Source organism: Achromobacter ruhlandii (assembly GCF_902859695.1).
Taxonomy (GTDB): domain Bacteria; phylum Pseudomonadota; class Gammaproteobacteria; order Burkholderiales; family Burkholderiaceae_B; genus Achromobacter; species Achromobacter ruhlandii.
Window position 1 is genome coordinate 13238 of sequence record NZ_CADIJL010000026.1, and the last position, 19291, is coordinate 32528.

The window sequence follows — 19291 nt, forward strand, 5'->3', positions numbered from 1 at the left end:
AGAGCTTATGGGTTCCGCGTCCGACACAGTAGATGCCAATTTCAGGAATAATTGTCCTGCCGCACAGGACAATTCCCCAACCTGGCCCATGCACTCCTATATCCATCATCTCGACGACCTGCTGCTTTTCACCGAAGTGGTGGAAAAAGGCGGTTTCTCCGCCGCCGCCCGCGTGCTCAATATGCAACGCTCCAAACTCAGCCGGCGCGTGGCCGAACTGGAGACGCGGCTGGGCCTGCGGTTGCTGCAACGCAACACCCGCCGCGTCTCGCTCACGCCCATGGGCGAGCAGATCTACGTGCATGCGCTGGCGATGGCGCGCGAGGCCCGCAGCGCTTTCGACCTGGCGGCGGCGATGGGCGACACGCCCAGCGGCCTGCTGCGCATGACGGCGCCCTCCGCCCTGGCCGTGACCCTGCTTGGCGAATTGGTGTCGCGCTTCTGCCTGAAGCACCCGGGCGTGCGGGTATTGCTGGACACCCGCGACCAGATCATCGACCTGGTGGGCGAAGGCTACGACCTGGCCTTCCGCGCCCAGGGCGCCTCGCTCACCGATTCGAGGCTGGTGGCGCGCGAGCTCGCGCCGGTGCCGCTGATCCTGGTGGCGGCCCCGGAGATGGCCCGCGCCGCGCCGCGCCATCCGCGCGAACTGAGCGCGCTGCCGCTGCTGGCCCATGCCACCCAGGACAGCCCGCAAAGCTGGCATTTCACCGGCACCGCGGGTGAAGCCGAGTCGATCGAATTCCGCCCCCGCTGCCTCAGCACCAACCTGGCGGCGCTGCGCGAGATGGCGCGCGCCGGCCTGGGCGTGGCGCTGCTGCCCCACTATCTGTGCGCCGGTTCCCTGGCCAGGGGCCACCTGGCGCAGCTGCTGCCCGCCTGGCGCGCCGCCCCGGCGCGCATCTACGCGGTCATGCCCGCCCGGCGCGGCGCGCCGCTGGCCCTGCGGCGTTTCCTGGATTTCGCGGCGGCGGAAATGCCGGCCTTGCTGGCCTGACGAGCGGCGCCTGGATCACCAGGCCTTGGGCCTGGAAGCGGTCGCGGAAATCCGCCTGGCGCATCACCGCGGCCACGGCCTCGCGCAGCCTGTCCGCCTCGGCCCCGGGCGTGTCGCGCGGCACGGCCCGGCCTCTCGCCGCCATGCGCTTGTAGGACTTCTTTGTTAAAAAAAGGGGACTTGCAGGGACGACGCGGCTGCCGCACAGTAGGGGTTTGCGCGACCGCCGCGCAACCCGCAGGCCGGCGCGGGCGGGAACTTTGACGCGCCCCTCAAGTCTTATATAAGATATAAGACACAGACCGAACCCGCGCCGCTGTCGCCCGGAATGACAAACGCGCCGAAACGCCTGAAAATGCCGGCTTTACGCGGGCAAAACCACGGAGTCCATCATGCCGCACAACACCCTCGACACACTCAAGAATTTCAAGATCGGCAACAAGTCCTGTCAGTACTATTCGCTGCCGGCGCTGGGCAAGGCGCTGGGCGTGGATGTGCAGCGGCTGCCGGTCTCCATCCGCATCGTGCTGGAATCCGTGCTGCGCAATTGCGATGGCAAGAAGGTGACCGAGGAACACGTGCGCCAGCTCGCCAACTGGCAGGCCAACGCCAAGCGCGAGGATGAAATCCCGTTCGTGGTGGCGCGCGTGGTGCTGCAGGACTTCACCGGCGTGCCGTTGCTGGCGGACATCGCCGCCATGCGCTCGGTGGCCGACAAGATGGGCAAGAGCCCCAAGAGCATCGAGCCGCTGGTGCCGGTGGACCTGGTGGTGGACCACTCGGTCATGATCGACTACTTCGGCACCAAGAATGCGCTGGACCTGAACATGAAGCTGGAATTCAAGCGCAACCAGGAGCGCTACCAGTTCATGAAGTGGGGCATGCAGGCCTTTGACACCTTCGGCGTGGTGCCCCCGGGCTTCGGCATCGTCCACCAGGTCAACCTGGAATACCTGGCGCGCGGCGTGCACCAGGACAAGAAGAACAATATCTACTACCCCGATTCGCTGGTGGGCACCGACAGCCACACCACCATGATCAACGGCATCGGCGTGGTCGGCTGGGGCGTGGGCGGCATCGAGGCCGAGGCCGGCATGCTGGGCCAGCCGGTGTACTTCCTGACCCCCGACGTGGTGGGCGTGGAACTCAAGGGCAAGCTGCGCGGCGGCGTCACCGCCACCGACCTGGTGCTGACCATCACCGAAATGCTGCGCCGTGAAAAAGTGGTCGGCAAGTTCGTCGAGTTCTGTGGCGAGGGCACGGCCAGCCTGTCCGTGGCCGAACGCGCCACCATCGGCAACATGGCGCCCGAGTATGGCGCCACCATGGGCTTCTTCCCGGTCGACGGCCGCACCATCGACTACTTCCGCGGCACCGGCCGCACCGAAGACGAAATCGCCGCGTTCGAGGCCTACTTCAAGGCCCAGGACATGTTCGGCGTGCCCGCCGCCCAGGACATCAACTACACCAAGCTGCTGACGCTGGACCTGTCCACCGTCGCGCCGTCGCTGGCCGGCCCCAAGCGCCCCCAGGACCGCATCGAGATCGGCAACGTCAAGAGCACCTTCATCGACCTGTTCTCCAAGCCGGTCGCCGAGAACGGCTTCAACCAGCCGGCCGAAAAGCTGCAGCAGACCTTCACCACCAGCACCGGCACCAAGGTCAAGAACGGCGACATCCTGATCGCCGCCATCACCTCCTGCACCAACACCTCCAACCCCAGCGTGCTGCTGGCGGCGGGCCTGCTGGCCAAGAAGGCCGTCGAAGCCGGCCTGAAGGTGCCCAAGCACATCAAGACCTCGCTGGCCCCTGGATCGCGCGTGGTCACCGAATACCTGACCAAGACGGGCCTGCTGCCCTATCTGGAGAAGCTGGGCTTCGACGTGGCCGCCTACGGCTGCACCACCTGCATCGGCAACGCCGGCGACCTGACGCCCGACCTGAACGAGGTCATCACCAGCAATGACCTGGTGTGCTCGGCGGTGCTGTCCGGCAACCGCAACTTCGAGGCGCGCATCCACCCGAACATCAAGGCCAACTTCCTGGCCTCGCCGCCGCTGGTGGTGGCCTACGCGCTGGCCGGCACCGTGACGCGCGACCTGATGACCGAACCGGTCGGCCGCGGCAAGAACGGCGACATCTGGCTGGGCGACATCTGGCCGACCACCGAGGAAGTCGAGGCGCTGCTCAAGTACGCGCTGGACCCCAAGGCCTTCGAGGCCAACTATGGCCAGGTCAAGAGCAACCCCGGCAAGCTGTGGGAGAACATCAAGGGCGTCACGGGCGAGACCTACAACTGGCCCGATTCCACCTACATCGCCGAGCCGCCGTTCTTCGAGGGCTTCGGCATGACGCCGGGCGCGATGCCGACCGTCAAGAACGCCCGCGCGCTGGGCGTGTTCGGCGACTCGGTCACTACCGACCACATCTCGCCGGCCGGCTCCATCAAGGAAACCTCGCCCGCGGGCAAGTGGCTCAAGGAACACGGCGTGATGAAGGCCGATTTCAACAGCTACGGCTCGCGCCGCGGCAACCATGAAATCATGATGCGCGGCACCTTCGCCAACGTGCGCATCAAGAACCTGATGATCCCGGCGCGCCCGGACGGCAGCCGCTTCGAAGGCGGCGAAACCCTGTTCCAGCCCACCGGCGAACAGATGTCGATCTACGACGCGGCCATGAAGTACGTGGCGGCCGGCACGCCCACCGTGGTGTTCGGCGGCGAAGAGTACGGCACCGGCTCGTCGCGCGACTGGGCCGCCAAGGGCACCCAGCTGCTGGGCGTCAAGGCCGTCATCACGCGCAGCTTCGAGCGCATCCACCGCAGCAACCTGGTGGGCATGGGCGTGCTGCCGCTGCAGTTCAAGGGCAACGACAGCGTGCAGTCGCTGGGCATCACCGGCGAGGAAACCTACGACATCTCGGGCCTGGAAAACGGCATCAAGCCGATGCAGGACGTGACGCTGACGATCACCCGCAAGGATGGTTCGAAGCAGGACGTGACGCTGCTGCTGCGCATCGACACCCCGATCGAGGTCGACTACTACCAGCACGGCGGCATCCTGCCCTTCGTGCTGCGCCAGCTGCTGGCCGCGTAACGCGCGGGCCGCAAAGGCAAAGCCCCTGGAACCGCGAGGTTCCAGGGGCTTTTTTTCAGGGCCGCGCGCCGCCTGCCATCGCGGCGCGTGGCAGGCTCACCGCATCATTGCGCGACCAGTTCGACCCGGCGGTTCTTGGCGCGGCCGGCCTCGGCGTCGTTGGCCGCCACCGGCGCCAGCGACGCCACGCCCCGCGCCGACAGGCGCGCGGCCGGAATCTTGTAGCCCGACTCCAGCGCCTTGACCACGGCGTCGGCGCGCTTTTGCGACAGGTCCAGGTTGCCGGCCAGCGTGCCCTGGTTGTCGGTGTGGCCGACCACGTAGACCTTCAGCTTCGGGTTGGCGTTGAGCAGCTTGCCCATCTCGTCGAGCGCGGCCTTGGACTCGGGCTTGACCTCGGCCTTGTCGGTATCGAAGTAGACGCCGTAGACCGCGACCCGGCCGGATTCGGCCAGCGATTTCTGCATGGCGGCCATGTCCAGCACCTTGACCTGCCCGGTCTGCATGGGCTTGGTCTCGATCACCTGCTGGAACACCGGCGTGATGTTGTTGGAGGTGTCGTCCATCACGTCCAGGAACACGTAGATGTCGCCGGTGGGCGCCTCTTTCTTGGCCAGCACCGCGTAGTACTTGCCGCCGAACGCCGCGTCGCCCTGCCCCGGCTGGCTGACCTTGCCGCTGTTCAGGACGAACGACTGGAAGTCGCCGCCGCACTGCTCGTCGCCCTTGCATTCGAACAGGGTCTTGAAGCCGCCGGCCTGCAGCGCGCCCTGGTAGTTGCGATAGACCTCCAGCGCCGACTTCTTGCCATCGATGCGATAGGCGATGCGCGTCAGCTTGCCTTCCAGCGTCATGCCCTTGGCCTCGCTTTCGCGGGTGATGGGCTGGTTGGGCATCACGGCTTCGTCGTAGTCCTTGAATTCGTAGGCACGGATCTCGGCGCCCTCGAAACGCGTCAGGGCGGGATGGTCGCGGGAACCCTTGACGTCTTCGGCCCAGGCGGACGAAGCCGCCGCCAGCGTGGCGGCGACGATGGCCAGACTCGCGGATTTCACGATATGCGCATTCACGATCTCTACACTCCCGACCGGCGGCGCCGGCATGCGTCCAGAACAAGGAAACGCCCGCGATGCGGGCGGCAGCCATTATGCATAGACGCAGCGGTGGTTGGAACCGCATGGGGTAACCAAACGTTGACGGCGGTAAGCGGCGTCAACAGGCCTCAGTTGAACGCATAGGCGTCCATCGCCAGCGCGCCGTACGAGATCTCGTCCGTCAGGCGGGTGGCCTGGCCACCGCCCGCGCCCAGCGCCACGTAGAGCGGCATCAGGTGGTCGTCGTGCGGATGGGCCTGCGCCGCGCCCGGCGCGCGCGCCTGCCAATCGAGCAGCGCCGGCACGTCGTTGGCGGCCAGGTGTTCGGCATACCACGCCTGGAACGCCGGCACGTAAGGCGCCGGCGGCGCGTCCTGCGGCATGCGCACGTCGCGCAGGTTGTGCGTCAGCGACCCCGAGCCGATGATCAGCACGTCCTCGTCGCGCAGCGGCGCCAGGGCGCGGCCTAGTTCCAGCTGGCCGGCGGCGTCGCGGCCCATGTCCAGCGACAGTTGCACCACCGGCACGTCGACCTCGGGATAGAGATAGCGCAGCGGCACCCAGGCGCCGTGGTCCAGCGGGCGGCGCGGATCGCGGTCGGCGGCAATGCCGGCCTCGGCCAGCAGGGCCTGCGTGCGCGCCGCCAGCTCGGGCGAGCCGGGCGCGGCGTATTGCAGCGTGTAGAGCTCGGGCGGGAAGCCGCCGAAGTCGTGCCAGGCCACCTGCTGGTCGCGGGTGGACAGGGCCAGGCCGTGGCCCATCCAGTGCGGCGACACCACCAAAATGGCGCGCGGTTTGCGGCCCAGGGACTGGCTCCAGGCGGCCAGCGCGGGGCCGGTGGAACCGGGTTCGACGGCCAGCATGGGGGAACCGTGGGAAACGAAAAGCGTAGGCCAGCGCATGGCGATGACTCCAGGAAAGCTTGATGATGGGTCCATTGTCGGTCGAATCCAATCAGCAATAAATCCCCTAAACAGGCACGATCTGTTGCCAGAACGGCACCAATCCCCGGCCAAGGCGGGGGCTCCGCCTGGCCGCCCTGCACGCCCTTGTCCCGCTCGATTCGCGGGCGCCAGAGCGCCACGGCGACCAGCGCCGTGGCGGGCGTTAAACTACGTCGTTACACACTTACTGGACGCCCTCCGAAGTCATGGCCCGAACCCGCAGCCAATCCGCTCCCCGCTTGACCCGCGACGCCACCCGCCTCATCACGCTTGCCCAATCGCTCAACCGCTCGGGCAGCCGCGTCGAAGACGTGTACTGGGAGAATCAGCTTGGCGAAGCGATTCCGAAACTGCTCAAGGCAGGCCAGGATGCCCCGCTGGAAGCCGCGCTGGACCATCTCGCCCAGGGCGACGTGGGCGCCTACGAAATCCTGATCGAGCAGGCCGAGACGCTGTCCGAGTCGATGAAGATCGACAAGAACGGCGTGCGCCACGACGTCCTGCTGATCGTCGCGCCCGTGGTCGCCTGGACCCGCTACGCGATTCCCACCGGCCCGGTCCCGGCCGCCGCCCAGCAGGCGCTGCTGGCGCAGCTGCATGGCCATGTGCTGTCGAGCCAGGCCCGCAGCGCGCTGATGCCCTACCTGGTCAGCGTCGACCAGATGCCGCGCACGTTCTCGGAAACCTGGCAATGGCTGCAACGGCTGGGCACGCAGGCGCTGGGCGCCGAGACCACCAAGCCGGCGCTGAACACCGAGGCCGAAACCGCCAACATGCTGGCCGACACGCGCTATATCGTGGCGGCCGTGGCGGTGCCCGAGTTCGCGCCCGTGTTCCGCTGGCAGGAGCAGATCGGCGAAGCCGAGGCCAGCCGCGACGCCTGCCTGGCGCAATGGGCCGCGCAGGCCCAGCCGACGCTGGCCGGCCTGCTGCCGGGCTGCGGCTTCGAAGCCCTGCTGCCCGACGCCTACTACGTCAGCAACCGCGAGGCCGACCGCCGCGTGCGGCCGCTGTCGCTGCGCGCCGCCATCAGCTGGCTCGAAGGCGCGGTCAGCCTGGAAGCCTCGCAACTGCGCGCCGTGGTGGCCGGCTGCGGCGAAAGCCGCGTCGACGAATACCGCGTCAGCTTCACCGCGCGCAACAGCAACGACGTCTACTACGGCTGCGTCTGGCCGCTGTACGGCCGCGAGGAAGACCTGCCGGCCGACGAGAGCCAGCCCGACGTGGTCGACGAGATCGCGGCGCTGCTCAAGGAATACGGCGTGAGCGACGTGCGCCGCATTCCCGGCGTGCTGCCCCCGGAATACTGCGAGGATTGCGGCGCGCCCTACTTCCCCAACCCGCTGGGCGAACTGGTGCACGCCGAACTGCCCGAGGACGCCGAGGCCGCGCCCGCCAAGTTCCACTGAGCCGCGTCGATGCAAGCGGACCTCTTCTGCCGCGTGGTCGACAACTACGGCGACATCGGCGTCTGCTGGCGTCTGGCGCGGCGGCTGGCGCACGGCCATGGCTGGGACGTGCGCCTGTGGGTCGACGACCTTTCCAGCTTCGCGCGCATCCAGCCCGGCATCGACGCCGGCGCCGCGCGTCAGGTCTGCCAGGAAGTGGATATCGTGCACTGGTCGGCCGCGCCCGATCCGGCGCTGGCCGCGCGCGACGTGGTGATCGAGGCCTTCGCCTGCGATCCGCCCGAGGCCTTCCTGGCCAGCATGCGCCAGCGCCACCCGGTCTGGATCAACCTGGAATACCTGAGCGCCGAGGCCTGGGTGGAAAGCTGCCACGGCCTGCCGTCGCAGCGGCCCGACGGGCTGGTCAAACATTTCTTTTTCCCCGGCTTCACGCCGGCCACCGGCGGCCTGCTGCGCGAAACCGGCCTGTCGGCCGAACGCGACGCCTTCCAGGCGGATCGCGACGCGCAGGAGGCATTCCTGCGCGGCCTGGGCGTGGCGGACAGCCTGCTGTCGCTTCGCCGCAACGGCGCCCGCACGGTGTCCCTGTTTTGCTACCCGAGCGCCCCGGTCGACGCGCTGGCCCGCGCGCTGGCGGCGACCCCTGGCGCCACCCTGCTGCTGGTGCCGGAAGGCGTCGCCCCCCGGCTGGAAGCGGCCTGCGCCGTGCCCGGCGGCCCGGCCGTGGCGCGCCTGCCGTTCGTGGCCCAGCCTGACTTCGACCGCATCCTGTGGTGCGCCGACCTGAACTTCGTGCGCGGCGAGGACTCGTTCGTGCGCGCGGCATGGGCGGCGCGGCCGCTGGCCTGGCAGATCTACCCGCAGGACGAGAACATCCACCTGGAAAAACTCGACGCCTGGCTGGCGCGCTATCCGGCCCCGGAACCGGCCGCGGATCTCATCCGCGCCTGGAATCAGGAGGATGCGGGCGCCGCCGCCGAGGCCGCGCTGGCGGCGGCCCTGCGACCCGGCCCCTGGCAGGCCTGGAACCAGGCGGCCCGCGACTGGGACGCGGCGCAGGCCGCCCGGCCCGACCTGGCGGAGAATCTGGCTGGTTTTTGCGCAGAGTTGGCCAAGAAACGCTAGAATAGAGAGTTTTCTGAGTCGCCCTGGATTGTCGGCGCCTCAACTATGACGCCTCCCGGGGTGTGCATGAAGCCAGATGCGCGGGCTCGTTCTGACGGGTTCCGCGCGAATCTCCAGGCTGATGTCGATGGGCCTTGCGGCCCGTCGCCAGGCGCCTTCGGCGGCTTTCTGCAAGCACGGCGAGTGCACCCTTTCCCCCCGGAGTTTTATCGATGAAAACCGCTCAGGAATTGCGAGTCGGCAACGTGGTCATGGTCGGCAAGGATCCCCTCGTGGTCCAGAAGGCCGAATACAACAAGTCCGGCCGTAACGCCGCCGTCGTCAAGCTGAAGTTCAAGAACCTCTTGACCGCCTCGGCCAGCGAATCGGTCTACAAGGCCGACGAAAAGTTCGAAGTCGTGCAACTGGATCGCAAGGAGTGCACGTACTCCTACTTCGGCGACCCGATGTACGTCTTCATGGACGAAGAGTACAACCAGTACGAAATCGAAGCCGAAAGCATGGGCGACGCGCTGAACTACCTGGAAGAAGCGATGCCCGTGGAAGTGGTCTTCTACGACGGCCGCGCCATCTCGGTGGAACTGCCCACGACCATCGTGCGCGAAATCACCTACACCGAACCGGCCGTCCGCGGCGACACGTCGGGCAAGGTGACCAAGCCCGCCAAGATCAACACCGGCTACGAACTGAACGTGCCGCTGTTCTGCGCCATCGGCGACAAGATCGAAATCGACACGCGCACCAACGAATACCGCAGCCGCGTCAACAACTGATCCGGCGGCAGGTACGAAAAAGCGCCAGCCCTTCGGGGTCTGGCGCTTTTTTTTGCCTGGCGCGGCGGACAAGGCCGGCCGCGGCTATTGCAGGCGCTCGTCGTCCAGGAAGTCGGGCACGGCCATGACGTCGATGCCATCCTCGGCCAGGGCCTCGCGCTCTTCGCGCGTGGCGGTGCCGCGGATGGGGCGGTCGTCGGCGTCGCCCTCGTGGATGCGGCGCGCTTCCTCGGCGAAGCGCGCGCCGACGTTTTCGGTATTGCGCAGCAGCGCGCGCACCTGGCGCATCACCACCGCCTGCAGCGCCGACATCTTCTCGGCGTCGGTGGCGCCGGCCGGCGCCGCCGACGGCACCGCGGGCGCGTGCAGGTGCGCCACGTTCAGGCGCGGCGCCGACAGGCGCTTGGTGATGCTGGCCGAGCCGCAGACCGGGCACGACACCAGTCCACGCGCCTGTTGCGCGTCATAGTCTTCGTGCGAGCCGAACCAGCCTTCGAAGATGTGGCCGTGCTCGCACTGGAGGTCGAAAACTTTGAGAGCCATGATGGGAATATGGGGGCTGGCATCCAGAATACAAGAAAGCGCGCACGCGCCGCCGGATACCGGGCCGCGAACGGGGTTTTCGGCCGATTCCGGGCGGTTTGGCGGCATTCGCGCCACACACCGGCGGCGGCTTCCGCCCCGCGCCCAACGAAAAGCGGGCCCGGGGGCCCGCTAGCTGGCGTGCGAGGCGCTTACTTGCCGCGCCTGGGCGTGGCCGGCGCCTGGCCGATCTGCGCCTGCTGCGCCTGCAAGGCGTCGATCTGGCGTTGCAGGTCGCGCAGTTGCTGGCGCACGTCCTTCTGCTGGTCGGCCAGCGCGGTGGCTTCCTGGCGCGACTGCTCCTGGCGCGCGGCGACCTGCTCTTCCTGCTGCATGCGCAGGGTGCGGTCGGCCTGCAGCGTGCTCAGTTCAGCGCTGCGGCTGGCCAGCAGCTTCTCGGCGTGGGTGTATTCGGCCTGCAGCTTGATGCGCTTGATGTCCACTTCGGCCAGGTCGGCCGACTGGGCCGCAAAGGCGCGGTAGGTGGCCTCGGCCTGCTTGTCCGACTTGGTCTTGAGCACCCGCCAGAAATCCTTCTGCTGGAACAGGGCCACGTAGTAGGTCAGATCGTCCGGCTTGAACAGCAGGCTGGCGCCGTACGTGCCGTTGTAGCTCGTACGCAGCTCGGAAACCTGGCGGTTCTGGATCAATCCCTGCAGCTCGGCCACCGTCGACGACGGGCGCGCGGCGGGCGCCGGCGCGGGCGGAGTCACCGGCGTGGAGGCAGCCTGCTTGTCCTCGACCTGCTGCACCGTGGGGCGCGGGGGCTCGGATTGCGCGCTGGCGCAGGCCGCCAGGCCGGACAGGGCCGTACCCAACAGCGCCATGCGCGCGGCGGCACGGATAAAGTGGACGTTCATGCCTTCCCCAAAAAAATCGTTGCGGAACTATAGCAATTTATTTCGCTCGCGGCTGACGCGCTTACATAGCACAGCGCGATACTGTCGCGCGCTAAGGGCCATTCCCTATTGCGCCACGCCGGGCCCACGGCAGAAGGCCTCATGAGGCCTCCACGATGCCATCGGCGGTTTCGCCCTGGCCGCCGCCCAGGTGCAGCTTGCGCATCTTTTCCCACAGCACCTTGCGGCTGATGCCCAGGGTGTTGGCGGTGTCCTGGCGGCGCCAGCCGTTGACGTCCAGCGCCGCCAGGATACGGGCCCGTTCGGCGCGCTCGGCGTCGGTGAAGACTGGCGGTTCACACTGGCTGCTGGCGCCGGCCGTGGCCAGCGCGCCTGGCGCCCGCAGCGGCTCGGCCAACTGGTCGAAAATGCGCTCGATGCGCGGCTGGTCCCAGGCCTGGAACTGGCGACGCACGATGGCCACGCGTTCGGCCACGTTGGACAATTCGCGCACGTTGCCGGCATAGCGGGTGCGCGCCACCCGCTCGACCAGCCAGCCCGGCGGCTCGCCCTCGGCGCCCAGCCGTTCGAGCAGCGCGCGGAAGATCGCCGCCTTCTCCTCGGGGCCGCGCTGCTCCAGGTTGGGAATGCGCAGCTCGATCACCGCCAGCCGGTAGTACAGGTCGGCGCGGAACTCGTCCTGGCCCACCAGCACCCGCAGATCCTTGTTGGTGGCCGCGACCAGGCGGAAATCGACCGGCACCTCGACGGTCGAGCCCAACCGCGTGACCGCGCTCTGCTCCAGCACCCGCAGCAGCTTGACCTGCTGGTAGAGCGGCAGGTCGCCGATTTCATCCAGGAACAACGTGCCGCCGCTGGCCTGCTCGAAGTAGCCCTTGTGCGCCCCCACCGCTCCTGTGAAGGCGCCCTTGGCATGGCCGAAGAAGTGCGCTTCGAACAGGCCCTCGGGGATGGCGCCGCAATTGACCGCCACGAACGGCCCGTCCGACCAGGCGGCGCGGTCGTGCAGCAGGCGCGCGATGCGTTCCTTGCCCACGCCGGTCTCGCCGTGGATCAGCACGTTGCTGCGGCAGTCGGCGAACATCTCGGCCTCGGCCAGCAGCGCCCGCATCGGTTCGGACACCGCGATCAGCGGCTGTTCGCGGCGCGGCGCGCCGCGGCTGAACTGGTCCAGCGTGCCGAGCAATTCGAACAACAGCTTGCGCAGGTCCGACGTGGTGAAGGCCAGCGGCAGTGTGTAGGAGTATTCGGGCGGGTAATAGCGCGGATCGCGGCCGCGCGCCTCGGCCGCCACCCAGATCACCGGCATGGCCTGCCCCGACAGCCAGTCGTAGCCGCTGAAACGGTTGTCGCCCATGACCGAGACCGAAACCAGCGCCACGGCCGGGCGCGACGGATCGCGCGGCGGGGGAAACGCGGTGCCGGCATCGGCCCGCACCAGCGAGACGTCCATGCCGGCCAGGCAGCGCTCGGCGCGGCTGGCGATGTCGGAGGTGCCCTCCCAGACATAGACGTCGAATTCTTCGCGCGAGAATTTCTGGGTCATGGCGACCACCGCGCCGGCCAGGGTTGGGCAGGAATCAAGGGCTTCATCATCAATACACCAGACGGGGCTTGCCGCAGTCCACCGACAGCAGCGATACATCGGTTTGGCCGACGCTCAGGCCAAGCAGGTCCAGCAACTGCTGCAGCAGGGTCGATAGCATGCCCAGCAGCGGCTGCAGCAGGGTCACCACGATCGACAGCACGCCGCCCACCTGGTTGCCGCCGCTCAGCGCCAGCGTGGACACCGCGTTGACGCGGCATTGGCGGATGGCGTCCGGCGTAATCGCCAGCAGACAGGTCACGTCGCTCAGCGGCGCCAGCAACAGCGAATTGAGGAGGTTGCCGACCAGTTGCAGCGTGCCGCCCAGCACCCCGGTCAGGCCGCCGGTGGACATGCGCTGGCCCAGCTGGTTGAGCGCGGTCGAGGACCACTGCATGTCGTTGACCACCTGCGAAATGGACTTGCCGGGATTGCTGCCCCCGCCGCCGACCAGGGTGGTGGCCAGCGAGGCGCGCTGTTCCGGCGTCAGCGGCGTGCCGGTGCCGATCAGGTCGCCCAGGATGCCGCCGACCACGGCGTCGGCCAGGTTCGAGGCCAGCGCGCCCAGGTTGATCGAGGTGGCGTTGACGGTGGCGGTGGAATTGGGCGACGGCGGTTCGGTCAGCGTGACCGACACGGGCGCGGTCGAATTGAAAATCGGCAGCGTGACCTTGCTGGTGAGCGGCAGGATGCCGAGCACGTTCAGCACCTGGTAGCGCTGGATCGCCGCGAACGAACTCGGCTGGCAACTGTTGGTGATGGACAGGAAATTGGCCTGCACGTTGTCGACGGCCGACGACATGCCGGGAAAGCGTCCCAGGCAGATGTTGGCGACGGACGAAGTCACGTCGATGGTGGCCTGCGACTCGGTCAGCGGCGCCTGGCACAGCTTGGAAACGGTGCCGGTCGATTGCGCCACGTCGATGATGATGGGCAGGTCGATCTTGGTGCCCAGCGTGTTGGCCAGCAGCGGCCCGACCAGCGGGATGTTGCTGGTGTTGGCCCGCAGATAGACGCGGATGCCGGCGCTGGTGGCCTGCGTGCCGACGCCGCCCACGCCGATGGAGGGCGGCTCGACGATGCGCACCTGCGACTGCACGCCCAGCAGCGGCACGTTCAGGCCCAGGTTCACCAGGTTCTGGCCGTTGGCGATGACCAGCGCGGTTTCCAGCACATTGAGCGCGTTGATGTTGGCCTGCAGCGCCGAATTGATGTCGCCGCTGATCACGTTCAGGTCGAGCACGCCGCCGTCGCCGAACAGCTTGACCGGCAGGTTCACCGGCATCACGTTCAACACCACGTTGATGGCGTTGGTCAGCAGCCCGAGGCTGGCGCCGGCGGTGTCGCCGGCCTTGTTCATGACCGTCAGGGTGGCCTGCAGCAGCTGGCCCAGCGTCAGGTTGTTGAGCGCGGCCAGCTGCGCCGGCGTGCCCACGCCGGTGGCTACCGACACCGGCAGGCCCAACGCTTCCAGCAGGCCGGACGGCGTGATGTTGACGCTCGCCAGGCCGGCGGCGTCGAGAATGTCCAGCTGCGCCGGCGTGGCGCCGACGGTGGCCAGCAATTGCGACAGCAGGCCGCCCTTCTGCAAACGCAGCAGGCGCGAGCCGACCGTGAACACGGCCACCGGCTGGGTGTTGGCCGCCACGGAGATGGTCTGCACCGGCGTGCCGCCCACGATGAACGCCGGCAGCAGGCTGCTCAGGGTCTTGTTGAGCGTGATGCGCAGCGCGTTCGGCACCTGCCCGCTGCTCGGATCGAACAGGTACATGCCGCTGGCGTCGGGGCGCGAGGTGTCCCAGAGCTTGCACTCGACCGTCACGTCGCCGGCGGCGAAGGTGTCCAGGATGTTGGGCACGTTGGCCAGCACCGCGGCCTGTCCGGCGGCCTGGGCCCGGGCGCAATCGGCGGGCGCGCCCATCCCCAGCACCTGCACCGCCGACAGCGCGGCCAGGTCCGTGGCCTTCTGCATCTCGCGCTTCATATAGTAGGCATAGCCCAGCTGGGCCACGCCCAGCAGCACCAGGCCGACGATGACCGCGAAAACGATGGCCACCGTCATGCTGCCTCGCTGCCGCGGGCAGATTGCAGAACGGGAATGCGTGGCTGGCATGATCGCGGCTCCGTGACTCGATGAGACAGGTCCTGCCCAATCAATTCGTGTTGTTGGTCTGCACCCGCTTGTCGAACCATTCGGGGATCGGCCGGGTGAAGCTGTCGATGTAGCGGTTCCAGGCGGCGGTGGATGCCGCGCCCAGCACCGGCAGCGCCGCGCCCGCGCGGCGGCCGTCGGCCTGGGCGGCCAGCAGGCCGCGCGTGATGTCGCCGAATTCCTCCCGGGCCTGCTCGGGCTGCGCGGCCGCCTGGGGCGCCGGCTGCGGCATGGGCGTCTGTACCTGCTGAACCACTGGCCGCGCCGGCATCTGCGCGGCCGGCGCGGCCGCTGGCGCGGTGGCGGGCACCGGCGCGGCCTGGGCCACGCCGCCCCCGCTCATGGCGCCGGTCAGGGGCGTATTCGATTGCGCCTGGCTGGCCCAGGGCGCGGCCCCGGCCAGGAACAGCAGCAGGGAAAGCGAAGCGTATGAAGCGGTTCGAGACATGGTCGGGGTTCCTGGTTAGCGCATGATCGGGCCGTTGCCCAGTCTGTCCATCAAGGGGCTCATGACCGGCATCACGATGCCCTCGCCCCGCGACACGCGGGTGCTCGACACGTCGGCCGCGGTGGCCCCGGCGCTCGCCGAGGTGACCGCCGGGGCGGAGGCCTGGCTGCGGATCTCGGTGGCCAGGCGCAGCACCTGGCCGCGCGCCTCGTCGCCGAGCTTGGCGCGGTCCATCACGTTCTGGGCCCGCACCGGTTCGCCTTCGACCAGCAGCAGCAGGGCCAGGTTGGCCAGCACCTTGGCGCTTTCCGGCGCCAGCTCGGCGGCCTGGCCCAGCGGCACGCGCGCGCCGGCCGGATCGCCGGCGCGCAGGCGCGCATAGCCCAGGTCGCCCAGGATGCGCGGGTCCATCGGCGACAGCTTGGCGGCGCGCGCGAAGTAGTCGGCGGCCTGGTCGAACTGGCCGCGCGAGCCGGCGATCAGTCCCAGCCCGTGCCAGCCATCGGCCGCTTGCGCGGTGCCGATCAGGGCGCGGTAGGCCTGCTCGCTGGAGGCGGTCTGGCCCGTCTGGCGCAGCGCCTCGGCGCGCAGTACCGCGATACGCGGATCGTTGCCGAACTTCTGCTGGAATGCCTCGATATAGGCCAGCGAGGCGAAGTAGCGCTCCTGCCGCTGCGACTCGGCAATCATCGACAGCATCATGTCCGGCTCGGTCGGCTTGCGCCGGTTCTCGGCTTCGTCCTCGCGCTGGCGCATCAACGCCTGCTCCTGCTGCTGTTGCTGGATCAGCTGCCAGGCGGTCTCGGCGTTGTTGGTCTGGCACCCGGCCAACGTCCCGGCGCCCGCGGCCACCGCCGCCACCAGGGTCCAACGCCACGCGCACCGCGCATTTCCCATACCGCCCGCCATCACATGCCCCCCATGCGCGACAAACCGCGCAATACCGCCACGAAGCCCGCGCCGCCTGTCACGATCAACAGCGCCGGCAACAAGGTCACGATCATGACCGCCGTCATCTTGACGGTGGTCTTGCCCACTTTTTCCTTCAGTTCCAGGCGGCGCTTCTCGCGCAGGCGTTCGCCAAAGCGGTTCAGCGGCTCCTGCACCGCGCCGCCGTGCTGGTCGACCTGCGCGATCAGCCGGCAGATGGCCGACAGGTCGTCGTTGTCGAAGCCGGCCGCCAGCCGCGCCAGCGATTGCTCGCGGGTCCGGCCCCGCACATAGAGCTCGGACGCCAGCCGCAGCTCGTACGCCAGCACCGGCAGCACCTGGTCGAATTCCTTGGTCAGCACCTGCAGGCTCTGGTCGATCGACAGGCCGACCCCTTGCAGCAGGCGCAGCAGGTCGATCAGCAGCGGCAGTTCGTTGGCGGCCTGCTTGCGGCGCCGCGACAGGCGCCGGCGCACGAACCACTTGGGCAGCATGTAGCCGATGGCGAAACCGAAAAACGCCGCCACGAACAGGCCCAGCGACGAACCGCCGACCTTGCGTCCCAGGTCCAGCGCCACCGCCGCCGCCGGCAGCAGCAGCGCCAGGGTGAAGCGCGCCACGATGAAGCGCAGCCGCGCCGTGGCCGGATTCTGGTAGCCCGCCATGTCGACCAGCTTGCGGTCCTCGCCCGCCAGCAGGGCCTCGGCGAAACGGCCTTCGCTCAGGCGCTTGCCGAACGAATCGGCGGCGCGCGTGGCCGCGGCCAGGCGTCCCTGCATGCCCTCGGCCGGCGGCGCGGCCGCGGCCTGCGCCTTGGCGCGCCCCTCGCGCGTGGCCAGGGCCTGGTCCACCACCTGGCGGCTGCGGTCCTGCCCGCGCAGGCGCCGGGTCATGCTCAGGCCCACCACCAGCATGGCGGCGGCGACCAGCATCAGCGCCACCGCCAGCACCGTCGAGACATTCCAGGATTCGATCGCTTGCATGCGCGGCGCCCTCAAATGGCCTTGGCCATGCGGTACAGGATGTACGAGCCGCCCAGTTGCAGGCAGACCGCCGTCATCAACATCTTGAAGCCCAGCGGATCGACCCACAGTCCCATGAACAGGTCATTGTTGGCCACCATGATGAAGCCGGCGATGCCCAGCGGCAGCAGCGCCAGGATCCAGGCCGACAGCCGGATCTCGGCCGAACTGGCCGACAGCTCGGCGCGCGCCTGGCCGATGTCGCGCATGAATGCGGCCATGCGCTCGAGCACCTGGTCGCTGCGGCCGCCAAAGCGCAGCGCCACGGAAACCACCGCCGCCACCATATAAAGCTCTTTCATGTCGTACTGGCGCGAAACCTGCACCAGCGCCGCGTCCAGTTCCTTGGCCGAACGGCTCAGCGCGGCCGCGGTCTCGACCACTTCGCGCAGCGGCTCGTCGGTGGCGGCGGCCGCGGTCTGGAAGGCGGAAGCCATGCTGTTGCCGATGGTGACCAGGCGCACGATGTTGTCCAGGAACGCCGGCAGTTGCGACACGCGCCGCCGCTGGCGCCGGTCGGCCCGCAGCCACAGCAGGAAATAGGCGAACACGGACAGCAGCACCAGCGCCACCAGGGCCGACAGCCAGCCCAGAAAGGCCCAGGCCAGCAGCGCGCCCGCCACGATGGGCAGGATCAGCCGGGCGTAGAAACCGGGACTCTGGCGCACGCCGCCCTGCAACAGCAGCATGTCCCAGCGCGAAAAGCCGCTGCGCAAGGCGCGCGCGCCCTGCGCGAACGGCAGCTTGCCGCTGACCGGCGCGCCGCGGCTTCGGCGCAACTGGTCTTCGAGGAAAGCGGAACTGGCGGCCCGCCGCTGGCCGCTATTGGCGTGCCGCCACAGCAGCACCGCCGCCAAGGCCAGCACCAGCGCCAGGCCACCGATCACCCCGGCTTGCAGCATCAGCGCCTCCTGCTCCAGAAGCCGCCGCCCTCCGACTCGGGCGGCGTGTTGTCGGCGGGACGTTGTTCGTTGCGCATCTTGGCCAGCTTGGGCGTGTGCGGATGGATGCCGAGCCAGTTCCAGCGGTCCTTTTCCTCGCCCTCGGGGGTGGCGAAGGTCTCATGGCGGTACAGTTCCTGGGTCGAGATCACGCTGTCGCCCATGCCGGTGACCTCGGTCACCGACAGCACCCGGCGCTTGCCGTTGGACAGGCGGCCGATCTGCACGATGAAGTCGAGCGCGCTGGCGATCTGGCGCCGCAGGCTGTCCTCGCTGCCCTGGAAGCCGGCAAACCCCGCCAGCATCTCGATCCGGTACAGGCATTCGCGCGGCGAGTTGGCGTGGATCGTGGCCATGGAGCCTTCGTGGCCGGTGTTCATGGCCTGCAGCATGTCCATCACCTCGGCGCCGCGCACTTCGCCCACCACCACGCGGTCCGGGCGCATCCGCAGGCTGTTGCGGATCAGTTCGCGGATGCTGACCGCGCCGCTGCCGTCAAAGCCGCCCTGGCGCGATTCCAGCCGCACCACGTGCGGATGGTTCAGCGACAACTCGGCCGTGTCCTCCACCGTCACCACGCGCTCGGTCTCCGGAATGAAGAAGGCCAGCGCGTTCAACAGCGAGGTCTTGCCGGAACTGGTGCCGCCGGACACCAGGATGTTGCAGCGGTTCTTCACCGCTTCGTGCAGCAGGCGGTAGATCTCCTCGTCGAAGGTGCCCAGCGTCAGCAGGTCGGCCGGCTTGAGCGGATCCTGGCGGAACTTGCGGATCGACACCATCGGGCCGTCGACCGCCAGCGGCTCGATCACCACGTTCAGGCGGCCGCCATCGGGCAGGCGCGCGTCGACCATGGGGCTGGACTCGTCCAGCCGGCGGCCGATCGGCGCCAGGATGCGGCGCACGATGCGCAGCACGTGCTGGTTGTCGGTGAAGCGCAGCGTCTCGCGCGCCAGCACGCCGCGGCGCGACACGAACACGTTGTCGTAGCCGTTGATCAGGATGTCCTCGACCGCGGGGTCGGCCAGCAGGTCCTCCAGCGGCCCCAGGCCGGCCAGTTCCTTGGTCAGCGCCTCGGCGATCTGGCGCATCTCGCCTTCGTTGATCGGCACGCGCCGCAGGCGCACGAAGCTGGCCACCTCGATGTCGACGAATTCCTGGATCGCCGAGCGCGCCCAGCGGCCGAATTCCGCCCCCAGCTCCTCGATGCGCGAGAGCAGGTGCTCGTAGGCCGCCGTCTTCACTTCCTGGAAGCGGTTGGACGACGCGAAACCCTTGTCGCCATCGCCGCCGAATTCTATGGTCGCTGTCATGATCATGTGGGATCCCGCCGC

General features: G+C 68.5%; 16 protein-coding genes. 5 read left to right on the forward strand and 11 right to left on the reverse strand.

Translation table 11 applies throughout. The annotated features are described in order from the left end of the window. The first annotated feature begins 88 nt into the window (after positions 1-88). Positions 89-997: a LysR substrate-binding domain-containing protein gene (locus tag HV742_RS24130; RefSeq protein ID WP_175146578.1), complete on the forward strand. Its 909-nt coding sequence runs from the start codon at positions 89-91 to the stop codon at positions 995-997. Positions 998-1389: 392 nt separating this feature from the next. Beyond that, positions 1390-4095 (forward strand): aconitate hydratase AcnA, encoded by a 2706-nt coding sequence (gene acnA, locus HV742_RS24135; protein ID WP_063582602.1) that lies wholly within the window; start codon positions 1390-1392, stop codon positions 4093-4095. Positions 4096-4199: 104 nt separating this feature from the next. Here the strand turns inward: acnA and HV742_RS24140 are convergent, their stop codons facing one another. Further along, a complete protein-coding gene (locus HV742_RS24140; RefSeq protein ID WP_059271828.1) occupies positions 4200-5198 on the reverse strand; it encodes an OmpA family protein in 999 nt (332 codons plus the stop codon). A 119-nt stretch (positions 5199-5317) separates the two neighbouring features. After that, the gene (locus HV742_RS24145; protein WP_081330473.1) at positions 5318-6091 is read right to left on the reverse strand and encodes a DODA-type extradiol aromatic ring-opening family dioxygenase; all 774 of its coding nucleotides are present in this window, start codon (positions 6089-6091) and stop codon (positions 5318-5320) included. 248 nt (positions 6092-6339) lie between these two features. On the opposite strand from HV742_RS24145, the gene HV742_RS24150 reads away from it, so the two are divergent. The 3 genes from HV742_RS24150 (at position 6340) to efp (ending at position 9440) form a co-directional block, all read left to right on the forward strand. Further along, a complete protein-coding gene (locus HV742_RS24150) occupies positions 6340-7542 on the forward strand; it encodes a DUF2863 family protein (protein ID WP_175146579.1) in 1203 nt (400 codons plus the stop codon). A 9-nt stretch (positions 7543-7551) separates the two neighbouring features. Further along, positions 7552-8667, forward strand: coding sequence for an elongation factor P maturation arginine rhamnosyltransferase EarP (earP, locus tag HV742_RS24155; RefSeq protein WP_175146580.1), 1116 nt, complete (start codon positions 7552-7554; stop codon positions 8665-8667). Between the two features lie 212 nt (positions 8668-8879). After that, a complete protein-coding gene (gene efp, locus HV742_RS24160; RefSeq protein ID WP_006220534.1) occupies positions 8880-9440 on the forward strand; it encodes an elongation factor P in 561 nt (186 codons plus the stop codon). Between the two features lie 84 nt (positions 9441-9524). On the opposite strand, the gene HV742_RS24165 is transcribed toward efp, so the two are convergent. The 9 genes from HV742_RS24165 to HV742_RS24205 form a co-directional block, all read right to left on the reverse strand. After that, positions 9525-9983 (reverse strand): DUF1178 family protein, encoded by a 459-nt coding sequence (locus HV742_RS24165; RefSeq protein WP_175146581.1) that lies wholly within the window; start codon positions 9981-9983, stop codon positions 9525-9527. 191 nt (positions 9984-10174) lie between these two features. Beyond that, on the reverse strand, positions 10175-10882 hold the full coding sequence (locus HV742_RS24170; RefSeq protein WP_049073011.1) for a DUF2968 domain-containing protein: 708 nt from the start codon (positions 10880-10882) through the stop codon (positions 10175-10177). A gap of 139 nt (positions 10883-11021) precedes the next feature. After that, entirely contained in the window at positions 11022-12428 is a 1407-nt protein-coding gene (locus HV742_RS24175) for a sigma 54-interacting transcriptional regulator (RefSeq protein WP_175146582.1), read from the reverse strand. 49 nt (positions 12429-12477) lie between these two features. Then, positions 12478-14580 (reverse strand): pilus assembly protein TadG-related protein, encoded by a 2103-nt coding sequence (locus HV742_RS24180; RefSeq protein WP_049073009.1) that lies wholly within the window; start codon positions 14578-14580, stop codon positions 12478-12480. A gap of 40 nt (positions 14581-14620) precedes the next feature. Then, positions 14621-15067 carry a DUF3613 domain-containing protein gene (locus HV742_RS24185; protein WP_175146583.1) on the reverse strand — a complete coding sequence of 149 codons (447 nt, stop codon included), beginning with the start codon at positions 15065-15067 and terminating at the stop codon, positions 14621-14623. A 15-nt stretch (positions 15068-15082) separates the two neighbouring features. After that, positions 15083-15964, reverse strand: coding sequence for a tetratricopeptide repeat protein (locus HV742_RS24190; RefSeq protein WP_144419113.1), 882 nt, complete (start codon positions 15962-15964; stop codon positions 15083-15085). Positions 15965-15975: 11 nt separating this feature from the next. Continuing rightward, positions 15976-16980, reverse strand: coding sequence for a type II secretion system F family protein (locus tag HV742_RS24195; protein ID WP_049073006.1), 1005 nt, complete (start codon positions 16978-16980; stop codon positions 15976-15978). Positions 16981-16991: 11 nt separating this feature from the next. Further along, positions 16992-17921: a type II secretion system F family protein gene (locus HV742_RS24200; RefSeq protein ID WP_049073005.1), complete on the reverse strand. Its 930-nt coding sequence runs from the start codon at positions 17919-17921 to the stop codon at positions 16992-16994. Beyond that, complete coding sequence (locus HV742_RS24205; RefSeq protein ID WP_054417300.1) at positions 17921-19276, reverse strand: TadA family conjugal transfer-associated ATPase; 1356 nt, start codon at positions 19274-19276, stop codon at positions 17921-17923. The genes HV742_RS24200 and HV742_RS24205 overlap by 1 nt, the downstream gene beginning before the upstream one ends. Positions 19277-19291: the final 15 nt, after the last annotated feature.

Excerpts from the sequence above, each read along its gene's own strand:
- HV742_RS24130 (WP_175146578.1), top strand. The coding sequence starts at position 89 with ATGCACTCCTATATCCATCATCTCGACGACCTGCTGCTTTTCACCGAA.
- acnA (WP_063582602.1), top strand. The coding sequence starts at position 1,390 with ATGCCGCACAACACCCTCGACACACTCAAGAATTTCAAGATCGGCAAC.
- HV742_RS24140 (WP_059271828.1), bottom strand. The coding sequence starts at position 5,198 with ATGCCGGCGCCGCCGGTCGGGAGTGTAGAGATCGTGAATGCGCATATC.
- HV742_RS24145 (WP_081330473.1), bottom strand. The coding sequence starts at position 6,091 with ATGCGCTGGCCTACGCTTTTCGTTTCCCACGGTTCCCCCATGCTGGCC.
- HV742_RS24150 (WP_175146579.1), top strand. The coding sequence starts at position 6,340 with ATGGCCCGAACCCGCAGCCAATCCGCTCCCCGCTTGACCCGCGACGCC.
- earP (WP_175146580.1), top strand. The coding sequence starts at position 7,552 with ATGCAAGCGGACCTCTTCTGCCGCGTGGTCGACAACTACGGCGACATC.
- efp (WP_006220534.1), top strand. The coding sequence starts at position 8,880 with ATGAAAACCGCTCAGGAATTGCGAGTCGGCAACGTGGTCATGGTCGGC.
- HV742_RS24165 (WP_175146581.1), bottom strand. The coding sequence starts at position 9,983 with ATGGCTCTCAAAGTTTTCGACCTCCAGTGCGAGCACGGCCACATCTTC.
- HV742_RS24170 (WP_049073011.1), bottom strand. The coding sequence starts at position 10,882 with ATGAACGTCCACTTTATCCGTGCCGCCGCGCGCATGGCGCTGTTGGGT.
- HV742_RS24175 (WP_175146582.1), bottom strand. The coding sequence starts at position 12,428 with ATGACCCAGAAATTCTCGCGCGAAGAATTCGACGTCTATGTCTGGGAG.
- HV742_RS24180 (WP_049073009.1), bottom strand. The coding sequence starts at position 14,580 with ATGCCAGCCACGCATTCCCGTTCTGCAATCTGCCCGCGGCAGCGAGGC.
- HV742_RS24185 (WP_175146583.1), bottom strand. The coding sequence starts at position 15,067 with ATGTCTCGAACCGCTTCATACGCTTCGCTTTCCCTGCTGCTGTTCCTG.
- HV742_RS24190 (WP_144419113.1), bottom strand. The coding sequence starts at position 15,964 with ATGGGAAATGCGCGGTGCGCGTGGCGTTGGACCCTGGTGGCGGCGGTG.
- HV742_RS24195 (WP_049073006.1), bottom strand. The coding sequence starts at position 16,980 with ATGCAAGCGATCGAATCCTGGAATGTCTCGACGGTGCTGGCGGTGGCG.
- HV742_RS24200 (WP_049073005.1), bottom strand. The coding sequence starts at position 17,921 with ATGCTGCAAGCCGGGGTGATCGGTGGCCTGGCGCTGGTGCTGGCCTTG.
- HV742_RS24205 (WP_054417300.1), bottom strand. The coding sequence starts at position 19,276 with ATGATCATGACAGCGACCATAGAATTCGGCGGCGATGGCGACAAGGGT.